This window comes from Segatella copri (assembly GCF_009494395.1).
Taxonomy (GTDB): domain Bacteria; phylum Bacteroidota; class Bacteroidia; order Bacteroidales; family Bacteroidaceae; genus Prevotella.
Map to the genome: position 1 here is coordinate 1 of NZ_VZCB01000029.1, position 1441 is coordinate 1441.

At 35.7% G+C, this 1441-nt stretch carries 1 protein-coding gene and 1 pseudogene; both read right to left on the reverse strand.

Annotated elements, in window-relative coordinates:
* Window positions 1-311: 311 nt before the first annotated feature.
* A pseudogene (locus tag F7D73_RS03190) lies at window positions 312-730 on the reverse strand (transposase); the annotation flags it as partial.
* Between the two features lie 90 nt (window positions 731-820).
* On the reverse strand, window positions 821-1441 hold a 621-nt coding region (locus tag F7D73_RS03195), incomplete at its 5' end, for a hypothetical protein (protein ID WP_153122255.1).

Sequence of the window (1441 nt, forward strand, 5' to 3'; positions counted from 1 at the left end):
TCCTTATGCAACCTCTACAATAATAGCACAGCTTGGTCGGGGTCTATTAAAGCCAAGTCATGTAAGTTTACATTTGCAAAAGTAATAAAAAAAACTATTTCATCAAAATGTGTCAATCAAAATATTTTTGTTAATCAATGCAATGTGTTAATTTGACACATATAAAGCGTTATTTTTAACAAAGTGAAATATAACCAACATAATAAACGGTTTGTACTTACAAATTCGTATTTTGTATAACAAACATATACAAAACCATATAATAAGAGGTATGCATATTATATATATATGTCTACCCCTTATTATATAATTTAAGACATTAGTCCCTTAAAGAGGGAATAATCGAGTTCTTTGACATCGTTGAAAATAGTCTTATCAAATAGATCTCTTAGGTGGGTTTTGTCCGTCAATGAAATGCTTAGAATCTGCAAAACTTCATATGTTGAGCGTTTCAATTGCATATCATGGTGAACAATAGCCACGAGACAATAAGTGATAATGGTAACACTAATCAGTATGCGTACAGCATTCTCCGTTGTGCCCCAGAAGCTCTTTATCTTAAGATGCTACTTTAGCCATTTGAAAAACAGCTCGACCAACCATCTTTTTTATATAGATTCGCGACATCCAACGCAGAAAGATGCTTTGCATTCGTCAGAAAAGTAAACTCACGATCATCTTCTTCATCGTAGTATCGAATGAGTCTGAATGATTCAGGATACTTCGGCTTCAAAAGTACGGCTTTTTAGTTACAGTATCATTGCATCAATATCAAGAATCTATTACATTGTAAGAATGAAGAAAATAGGCATAGGCTCTTTTACTTTTTAAGCCTTTCTTTTATGTCGTTAGCTTCTTTGTTTAATTGTTTTGCAAGGCTATCCTTGTAAGCAGCCATTTCAATCATTTCATAATGGTGGCGAACAGAATCCTCATAAACTGCAACACGATTTCTAACATCATCTATTATATTTTCGTCTCGGCATACTGAGAAGTACTTTTCGATATAACGAATATTCGGGTCGTCAGATGGCAGTACCATTCGCAATGCTCGATACTTCAAGTCTGCTTCCTCCCAATCTTGGTGCTCTCGCCATTGGGTGAGGTTGCCCCAAATGGAAATAACGAGAGATAGAACCAAGCTACCGATGAAAAGAAGAACATACTTGGAGGTAGGTTCAAAGCGGTGGATAACAATCTTCTTCTGAGGCGTGTTGACCATAGCATGTAGCTTTTCGTGTACTACTTGTGAAGTAGCATCTTGCTCTTGTTTCACCTGATTAACAGTATCAAACAAGAGTTTACTTCGCTGTTCATCTTTGCTTGCTTCTTTTTTGGTAAGGTCGGTAAAAATGCAGATAGCTTCTCTTAATCTTACCAATTTGTCAATAGCTTCCCCTTCTTTTACAGCCATAGCAAGAATAGCTTTTTCAAGTTTGCT